At 62.4% G+C, this 9,346-nt stretch carries 7 protein-coding genes; 3 read left to right on the plus strand and 4 right to left on the minus strand.

Going from position 1 to position 9,346, the window contains the following annotated elements; genetic code table 11:
* Positions 1–152: 152 nt before the first annotated feature.
* Positions 153–803: a CoA transferase subunit B gene (locus IVA82_RS24330; protein WP_247390547.1), complete on the minus strand. Its 651-nt coding sequence runs from the start codon at positions 801–803 to the stop codon at positions 153–155.
* Positions 804–878: 75 nt separating this feature from the next.
* Complete coding sequence (locus tag IVA82_RS24335; protein WP_148742876.1) at positions 879–1,586, minus strand: CoA transferase subunit A; 708 nt, start codon at positions 1,584–1,586, stop codon at positions 879–881.
* 285 nt (positions 1,587–1,871) lie between these two features.
* Here IVA82_RS24335 and IVA82_RS24340 point away from each other — a divergent pair, with 285 nt between their 5' ends.
* Positions 1,872–3,800 carry an AsmA family protein gene (locus IVA82_RS24340; protein ID WP_247390748.1) on the plus strand — a complete coding sequence of 643 codons (1,929 nt, stop codon included), beginning with the start codon at positions 1,872–1,874 and terminating at the stop codon, positions 3,798–3,800.
* Between the two features lie 75 nt (positions 3,801–3,875).
* On the opposite strand, the gene dctA is transcribed toward IVA82_RS24340, so the two are convergent.
* Both dctA and IVA82_RS24350 read right to left on the minus strand, forming a co-directional pair.
* Positions 3,876–5,261, minus strand: coding sequence for a C4-dicarboxylate transporter DctA (gene dctA, locus IVA82_RS24345; RefSeq protein WP_247390549.1), 1,386 nt, complete (start codon positions 5,259–5,261; stop codon positions 3,876–3,878).
* Positions 5,262–5,285: 24 nt separating this feature from the next.
* Complete coding sequence (locus IVA82_RS24350) at positions 5,286–6,416, minus strand: 4-oxalomesaconate tautomerase (RefSeq protein ID WP_247390552.1); 1,131 nt, start codon at positions 6,414–6,416, stop codon at positions 5,286–5,288.
* Positions 6,417–6,533: 117 nt separating this feature from the next.
* Between IVA82_RS24350 and IVA82_RS24355 the strand changes: the two genes are divergently transcribed.
* Both IVA82_RS24355 and IVA82_RS24360 read left to right on the plus strand, forming a co-directional pair.
* Positions 6,534–7,514 (plus strand): LysR family transcriptional regulator, encoded by a 981-nt coding sequence (locus IVA82_RS24355; protein ID WP_247493592.1) that lies wholly within the window; start codon positions 6,534–6,536, stop codon positions 7,512–7,514.
* Between the two features lie 322 nt (positions 7,515–7,836).
* Positions 7,837–9,222, plus strand: coding sequence for an ABC transporter substrate-binding protein (locus IVA82_RS24360; RefSeq protein WP_247390558.1), 1,386 nt, complete (start codon positions 7,837–7,839; stop codon positions 9,220–9,222).
* The last annotated feature ends 124 nt before the right edge of the window (positions 9,223–9,346 follow it).

Here is a 9,346-nt window from a genome sequence, read left to right on the forward strand (position 1 = left end):
TCTCGCGATGACGCCCTTGCGCTTCGCTAACCCTTCGCCGCCATCAGGCTGGGTAAAGGACTTCCACCTCCAAGCTGTCGAACATGCTCGGCACACCAACGAAAATGGCCGGGACGAAGCCCGGCCATTTCGCGATTATCTCGATCGCGATTTTACGTATTCTTCAGCGCGACGCGGAATTCGGCCTCGGTCTTGGCCTTGACCTCATCCAGCGAGACGCCGTCGGCGAGTTCGATCAGCGCCATGCCGCCGTCGCCGTGCTTGTCGATGGTGAAGACGGCGAGATCGGTGACGATCATGTCGACCACGCGCTCACCGGTCAGCGGCAGGTTGCACTTCTTCAGGAGCTTGGGGCCGTCCTTGGCGGAATGCTCCATTACCACCACGACGCGCTTGACGCCGGCGACGAGGTCCATCGCCCCGCCCATGCCCTTGACCATCTTGCCTGGGATCATCCAGTTGGCGAGATCACCGTTCTGGGCCACCTGCATGGCGCCGAGGATCGACAGATCCATATGGCCGCCGCGAATCATGCCGAAGGAGTCTGCACTGGAGAAATAGCTGGTCGATGGCAGCTCGCTCACGGTCTGCTTGCCGGCATTGATGAGGTCGGCGTCCTCTTCGCCCTCATAGGGGAACGGTCCCATGCCGAGCATGCCGTTCTCGCTCTGGAGGCTGACGTCGATTCCGTCCGGGATGTAGTTCGACACCAGCGTCGGGATGCCGATGCCGAGATTGACGTAATAGCCGTCGCGCAGTTCCTTCGCGGCGCGCGCAGCCATCTGTTCACGGGTCCAGGCCATCTTGTTCTCCTGAAGTCTTATGTTTTGCGCATGATCTGTTCGGAAAACCGGTGCCCACTTTTCCGGATCATGCGCTTAAGCTGCCGTGCGCGGGCGGGTGTTGCGGAATTCGATGCGCTTCTGGGCCGTGCCGACCTCGACGATGCGCTTCACGAAAATGCCGGGCGTGTGGATGTGGTCGGGATTGAGTTCACCGGCCGGAACCAGATGCTCGACCTCGGCGACGGTGACCTTCGCGGCGGTCGCCATCATCGGGTTAAAGTTGCGCGCGGTCTTGCGGTAGATCAGGTTGCCGGCGGTGTCGCCCTTCCAGGCGTGCACGATGGCGAGGTCGGCGAACAGGCCGCGCTCCATCAAATACTTCTCGCCGTCGAACTCCTTCACTTCCTTGCCTTCGGCGATCAGCGTGCCGACGCCGGTCTTGGTGTAGAAGGCCGGGATTCCGGCGCCGCCGGCGCGGATGCGCTCGGCCAGCGTTCCCTGCGGATTGAATTCGAGTTCCAGCTCGCCGGCGAGGAATTGCTGCGCAAACAGCTTGTTCTCGCCGACATAGGACGAGATCATCTTCTTGATCTGCCGGGTTTCCAGGAGACGGCTGAGCCCGATGCCGTCGACGCCGGCATTGTTGGACACCACTGTCAGGCCCTTAACGCCGGAATCGCGGATCGCATCTGACAGCACCTCGGCAATGCCGCAGAGACCGAAGCCGCCCGACATGATCATCATGCCGTCTTTCAGAACGCCCTCGAGAGCCGATTTGGCGTCGGGATAGACCTTGTTCATGCAAAAACCTCGACTGAACCTTCGGCTTGCGGGCGTCGCGCCTCATTGGCGGCGATTATTAGGCGAAATCGTCCAAGGCCGTCAATCATACGGGGTTCTCCGCCCCACGGCGCAGTGATAGAAGCTGCCCACGCCGTGGGCAAACCGGCCTGCGGCCTTGAAAGCGACAAGAAAACCCATCAAGTTGCGGCACTTAACATAACAGGACTTGGGGCAGGGCGCGCGGGTTTCCCGGCCCGCCCTTCCGGCTCCAACGACCAACCCGATCAGGACACGCCATTGACCATGGCTCAAGGAATGAAGCGCCTCGGGGCGCCGATCGCGGCGCTGCTCGGTGTCGCGCTGATCGCCCTGATCGCGACCTCCTGGCTCATCAACCGCGACGCGCTGCGCAAGGCGGTGGAAGCGCAGATCCGCGACGTCACCGGGCTCGAGCTCAGTGTCACGGGCGCGATCGACATCTCGTTGCTGCCGGCGAGCTACATTTCCTTCCATGACGTCGGCCTGAAGGGCGGCGGTACCAGCGACGCTGCGCTCCGTGTCGACGTGCTCACCGCCAATCTGCGGCTGCTGCCCCTGCTGCTGCAACGGTTCGACATCGCCGACCTGACGCTGCTGCGGCCGCATATTAATGTCAGCCTGAAGCCCGACGGCGAGAGTAACTGGACGCCGTTCATCCGGACGATTGCGCGCACCATGAAGCCCGGCGCTGACAATCAGGTCTCGTTCTCAGAGATCAGGATCCAGGACGGTGTGCTCAATTACGAGGACGCCGCCACGCATGCTACCGAGCAGTTCGACGACATCGACCTGTCGCTGGCGTGGCCCTCGATCTCGCGATCGTTTGCCGCGACTGGGCAGTTCGACTGGCGCGGCGAGCGCGTCGACGGCTCGATCAGTTTTTCCGATTTCGTCGCGGCCCTCTCCGGCGACCGCTCGGGATTGAAGGCGCGGATCGCCAGCGCGCCGCTCAAGCTCGCATTCGACGGCAGCGTCGCTAACCGCACCAGCCCGATGATGGAGGGCATCCTCACCATCGACAGCCCGTCCTTGCGCAACGCGCTGCGCTGGACCGGACAGCCGCAGCCCGGCAGCGGCGGCTTTGGCCGTTTTGCGCTGAAGGCTCGCGCCAATGTCGTGGGCGCCTCGATCGCGCTCACCAACGTCAATGTCGAGCTCGACGGCAACGTCGCCGAGGGCGTGATGACCTACGCCAATAACGGCCGGCAGACGCTCCAGGCCACGCTCGCCGCCGACGCACTCGACTTCACCCCCTACATCTCGACCTTCCGCCTGCTCGCCAGCGGCGCACACGACTGGAACAGGCAGCTGTTCGATCTCAACGGACTGTCGACCACCGACCTCGACATGCGGCTGTCGGCAGCAAAGCTGACTGTCGGGCCGTCGAAACTCGGCCGCACCGCGATCGGCGCGAGTTTGCGCAACGGCACGCTGGCGCTGTCGGTCGGCGAGGCGCAGGTCTACGGCGGCATCGCCAAGGGTTCGTTCGGGATCGCGCGCGCCGACACCGTCGCCGACGTCAAGGCGCAATTCCAGTTCGCCGACGTCGACCTCCAGGCCTGCGCCTCCGAACTGTTCGGCATCAACAAGCTGTCGGGACGGGGGACCATCAACGTGTCGCTCGTCGCCTCCGGCTCGAGCCCGTTCGGCCTGGCGCAGTCGCTCGACGGCAGCGCCACGGTGACCGGGCACGACGGCGCGATCGCGGGCTTCAACGCCGAGCAGCTGCTGAAGCGGCTGGAACGCCGGCCGCTGTCCGGCGGCGGCAATTTCCGCAGCGGCTCGACCCCTTACGACAATCTCACCATCGCGGTGAAATTCGCCGACGGGGTCGCAACCGCCGAGGACATCCGCGTCGAAGGACCTGCCGCGAAGATCACGATGACCGGCACCGCCTCGGTGCCGACGCGCGAATACGACATGAAGGGCGTGGCAAGCCTCAACAGCGCGTCGGGCTTCGAATTGCCCTTCGTGGTGCAGGGCCCCTGGGACGATCCCCTGATCTTCCCCGATCCGGAAAGCCTGATCCGCCGCTCGCCGGCCTCGGCCCCCCTGCTCGACATGCTCAAGGACCGCAAGGCCGGCGATGCCGTGCGCTCCGCGATTGAACGCATCACCGGCACCGGAAAGCGCCCCGCGCCGGCGGAATCACCGACGGCGGAGAACGCCAAGGAAGGCGCCAAATCCAACTAGGCTGATAGACGTCGCTCTGCCGGATCTTTGGCAGCCTGCGCCAACACTGCGGCCGATTTCATTCCAAAGGTGGAGTTAAGCGGCCGATTGCGTCGTCGAAATCCAGCTCTTGTCCTCCTGCACCACTGCTGCCCCGCCGATCTTCGATCCGGCCGCGACCTTGAGGGTGCCACTGTGTCCCAGTTCGCGGGCCAACACCTCGCGGTCACAAGCGTCCTCCCACAGCGAAATGGTGATGGCTGCGACACAGTTGCTGATCATGCTGGTCAGCGCCCGCGCTTCCGACATGAAGCGGTCGATGCCGACAAGCAGCGCCACGCCGGTCACGGGCAGATCCGGCATGACGGAGAGGGTCGCGACAAGTGCGACGAAGCCGCTCCCGGTAACCCCGGCCGCCCCTTTGGAAGTCAGCAGCATCAATCCGAGCATCGCCGCAATCTGTCCCCACGACAGATGAATGTCACAGGCCTGCGCGATGAAGATGGAAGCCAACGTGAGATAAATGGCGCTGCCGTCCAGGTTGAAAGAGTAGCCCATCGGCAACACGAGTCCAGACACGCCTTTTTGGCATCCGAGCTGCTCCAGCTTGCGCAGCGCCCCGGGCAACGCCGGCTCCGACGATGACGTGCCGAGCACGATCAGCAGTTCTTCCCTAAAGTAGCGAATGGTCTTCCACAGGCTGAAGCCGTTCAGCCGCGCCAGCGTACCGAGCACGACGACCACGAACACGGAGCAGGCGACATAGAATGTCAGGATCAGCAGGCCGAGCGAGCCGATCGAACGGACGCCGTAGCGGCCGACCGTGAACGCCATGGCGCCGAAGGCGCCGAGCGGGGCAAGCTTCATGATGAAGCTGAAAGACACAAACAGCACCTGTGAGAATGAATCGATTGCCTTTGTCACCACGGCACCGCCGTCGCCGGCGCGGCATAGGGCAAAGGCGATCAGGACGGAGACCAGCAGCACCGGCAGCACTTCACCGTCGGCGAACGCTCCGAAGAACGAATGCGGGATAATGTGCAGCACGAAGTCCGCGAATCCGGACGTCGCTGCTTGCTTGGTGAATTTCGCAGCCACCGACGGATCCAGCGTAGTGACGGAGACATGCATACCCGCGCCTGGCTGGATTAGCGATACAGCGGTCAGGCCGGCCAGGAGTGCAAGCGCAGTCAGCAGGTAAAACAACGCCATGGATTTCACCAGCGTGCGAGCGACCTCGCGGGAATCGCTGATGCTGTTGATGCCGCTCACAATGGTGCAGAACACGATCGGCGCGATCATCATCTTGACCAGCTTGACGAAGCCGTCTCCGAGGGGCTTCAGCGCGGCACCAAATTCAGGCCAGAAATGGCCCGTGAGGATACCCAGCAAGAGGCCAATCAGCACCTGGACGTAGAGAATCCGGTAGAATGGCTTTCGCACCTCAGTGTTCGGGCGCCCAACCAGCGCTTCCTTCTGCATTCTCGTTTCTCCCATGGTCTGAATTCATGGCTCTGAATTCATGGCTTTGATTTTTCTTGATGGCTTCGGAGGCGGCCCGGCTTCAGGCGCCAGGACTGAATGACTCACGTGCGATCGGCGGGCGAAGACTTGCCCCTCGAAGATTCGCCGAGCTGTCCGCTGCACCCTGGCAACCGGGCCGGGCTCCAACCGAACCACAAGCTGGCCGGAGGGATGGGCAAGCGTGATCGTCACCGGCGGCGCCAGCAGTCCGACCATCTCTGCGGCGATCGTGCCTAGCGTCACGCACGCAGTCGCGATCGCGACTGCGCCGGTCACCGCCAGCGCGCTATGGCAGTCGTGCGGCATGAAGTACCGGGTGTTCAACGTCGCCTCGACGGAGGGCGCAATCAGAACCGGTTTCGGAATCACCATTGACGCGGAATCTGGAAAACCCATCCGGCGTCCAGCCTCGATGCGCAGGTTTTCGAGTCGCGCGCGAAAGCCGCTATCGGCGAAGGCCGAGGGTGCCTCACGGCCCGTCCATCCCAAATCCGCCGCACGGACCAGCATGACGGGCATGGCTGCGTCGATGCAGGTCACGTCGATTCCTTCGATGCGGTCGACCGGACGTCCGGTCGGCAGCAGCCGACCGGTGCGTGCGCCGGCCGCGTTGGGGAACGACAGTTCGATGGGTGCGGCCGTTCCGGGTACACCGTCGATCCGCGCTTCGCCCTCATAGGTCACCCGCGCGCCGGGCGTGGCAACCGTCGCGTCAATCAGCTTGCCGGTGTTCACATTGTGGATGCGCACATGGGTGCGATCTGCGGCAGCGGCGACCAGGCCCGCTTCGATTGCGAACGGCCCTACCGCCGCCAGCATATTCCCGCAGTTCGGCGCGGTGTCGACGATCCCTTCACGAACCCGCACCTGAGCGAACAGGTAGTCGACATCGGCACCCGCGACCGATGCCGGTCCAACGATCGCGACCTTGTTGATCACGGCGTTGCCACCGCCAATGCCGTCGATTCCAAGATCGTGCCCCCCTCCCATCACGGACAGCAGGATCGCGTCGCGCAGTCTGGGATCGGCCGGAAGGTCGCCGGCCAGAAAAAATGGCCCGCGCGAGGTACCTCCGCGCATCACCACGCAGGGAATGGCGATCTGATCGTTCATGAGGCGCTTCCTTGGGGCGACAGCTTCGCCCGGCCCCACGATCTCGCGATCCTACTCTTTTGTGAAATGCAAAGATTTGACGTATTATTTCAATTATCAACATAATGGAGCCCAGCCATGAATGCCGAACTGCTCGACCTCAAGGCGTTCATCACCGTGGCGGAGATGGGCAGCTTCGTCCGCACCGCGAAGGCGCTGAACCTGTCGCAACCGGCGCTGAGCCGGCGCATTCAGAAGCTGGAAGAAAGCCTCGGTGCACCATTGCTCGAACGGTCCACGCGCCACGTCAATCTCACGATGACGGGCCGCGACTTCCTGCCGAAGGTGCGCCGCCTCATCGACGAATTCGAAACCTCGGTGCTCGCGATTCAAGATATTGGCGCGCGAAGTTCAGGTCTGGTCTCGGTGGCTGCGGTGCCGACGGCAGTATTCTATTTCCTGCCGCGAGCGATCGGCCGGTTCGCCGAAGCGTACCCGCGCATTCGCATCCGCATTCTGGACATCGGCGCCAATGAAGGATTGGAAGCGGTAGCGCGCGGAGAAGCCGACTTTGGCATCAATTTCATTGGCGCTTCGCATGCTGAAATTGAATTCGAGAAACTGGTTGAAGACCCTTTCGTCCTGGCCTGCCGCCATGACCATCCATTGGCAGCGCGCAAACAGGTGAGTTGGTCGGAGATTGTGCCGCACCGTGTGATCACCGTGGGCCGCAACAGCGGCAATCGCGCGTTGATCGACAATGCAATGGCGCGGCACGGCTTGCAGCTCAACTGGACCTACGAGGTCGCTCACCTCTCCGGTTCGCTTGGCTTGGTCGAAGCGGGATTGGGGGTCGCTGTGCTGCCGAGGCTCGCGACGCCAGCCGCCGGCCATCCGATCATTCACACCATTCGGTTGACCGAGCCGGAGGTGTCGCGGACGATTGGAATTGTGCGCAGGCGCGGGGCGACGCTATCTCCGCATGCCAACCAGCTTCTCAAAATGCTCCTCGATGCATGGCGCTCTCCCTTGCGGACGAGCGGGCAAGGCAGGTCGCGGCCCCGATCTGCTGAGGCGAGTTCGAATGCTGCTCCGGCGGGCCTGAAGCGGACACGCTGAGAGCTGCCCGCGGCGCGGTGCCAGTCTGTTCCCCTATCAAGCTGGAGCCCCCACGGATCACTCTACGACAGCCGGATCTTTCTGGCGATTCGGTGTGTGATGTAGCGGATGGTGCGGCGAAGCCAGAACCCACGAGGCGAATTGATTGCCGCGAATTGATGCAGCGTTTAGATCGATGCGCGGACGGATGCGCGGATGAAGCATCTTCACAGCCTTCACCCCACGACCTATGTCTGACAAGAAGCCGCTAGATCGGATAGCGGCCATGGGCTAGTGTTTTATACGACCGGTTGAAAACACCGGCCGCTTGAGGGAGAAAAACGTGAAATCCAAGGTTATTGGCGCAGTATCACTGGCGGTCGCTGCGGTCGGGCTATTTGCGGCCACTGCACCTGCCTTTGCGCAGCAAAAGACGATTACGGTCTGGTGGGGCAAGGGCTTCTATCGCTCCGAAGACGACGCGCTGATCGAAACTATCAAGAAGTTCGAAGCCAAGACCGGCATCAAAGTCGAATTGTCGCAGTACGCGATCCAGGACATGATTCCGAAGACGGTCGCGGCACTCGACGCCGGCACTGTGCCCGATGTCGCCTATTCCGACAGCTACGACGTGCAGGCGCAGGGCAAATGGGCCTATGAGGGCAAGCTCGAGGACCTCACGGACGTCATGGACCCGATCAAGGGTCGGTTCGTGCAGAACACGCTGGATGCGTCGATCCTCTATAACGATGTCATCAAGAAGAAGGCCTATTACGGCTTCCCGCTGAAGCAACAGAGCATGCACGTCCAGATCTGGAACGACATGCTGGAGAAGGCCGGCTTCAAGCAGAGCGACATCCCGAACGACTGGGTGGGCTACTGGTCGTTCTGGTGCGACAAGGTGCAGCCGGCAATCCGCAAGGCGACCGGCCAGCGCATCTATGCCGTCGGACAGCCGATGGGCGTGGAATCCACCGATGCCTTCCAGTCGTTCTACACCTTTATGGATGCCTACCATGTCAAGCTGGTCGACGACGACGGCAAGCTCACCGTCGACGATCCGAAGGTGCGCGAGGGCCTGATCAAGGCGATGAAGGACTACACCGACACCTACATCAAGGGCTGCACCCCGCCATCCTCCACGACCTGGAAGGATCCGGACAACAATGTCGCCTTCCACAACAAGACGATCGTGATGACGCACAATTTCACGATCTCGATCGCGGCGAAGTGGTACGAGGATTCGACCAACCAGGCACTCACGCCCGAGCAGCGCGAAGCCGGCAAGAAAGCCTACGAGCAGGACATCATCACCGCGTCCTTCCCGAAGGCGCCCGATGGCACGACCATCCGCTACCGCTCCGACGTCAAGACCGGGCTTGTCTTCACCGCGGCCAAGAACAAGGCCGAGGCCAAGCAGTTCATCAGCTTCCTCCTCCAGGAGGAGAACGTCCGTCCCTATATCGAGGGCGCGCTTGGCCGCTGGTTCCCGGTGACCAAGGAAAGCCAGGCGAGCCCATTCTGGCAGGCTGACAAGCACCGCAAGGCCGTCTACGCCCAGTTCACCGGGGGCACCGCGCCGTTCGACTTCACCAAGAACTGGAAGTTCACGATCCTCAACAACGAGAACGTGTGGGCCAAGGCGATGAACCGGGTCGTCAGCGAGAAGGTTCCGGTCGACAAGGCTGTCGACGAGCTGATCGTCCGCATCAAGCAGGTCGCGGGTTAAACGCTCTTTCCCTCTCCCCGCTCCGCGCAGGGCTGTCCCGGGAATGATTCACTATGCCGCAGCGCATGCCCGGCAAATCCAGCGTGAACCGGATACTTTCTGGTTGTCGAGACACAGAAAAGGG

It is taken from the genome of Bradyrhizobium sp. 142 (assembly GCF_023074015.1).
Lineage (GTDB): Bacteria > Pseudomonadota > Alphaproteobacteria > Rhizobiales > Xanthobacteraceae > Bradyrhizobium.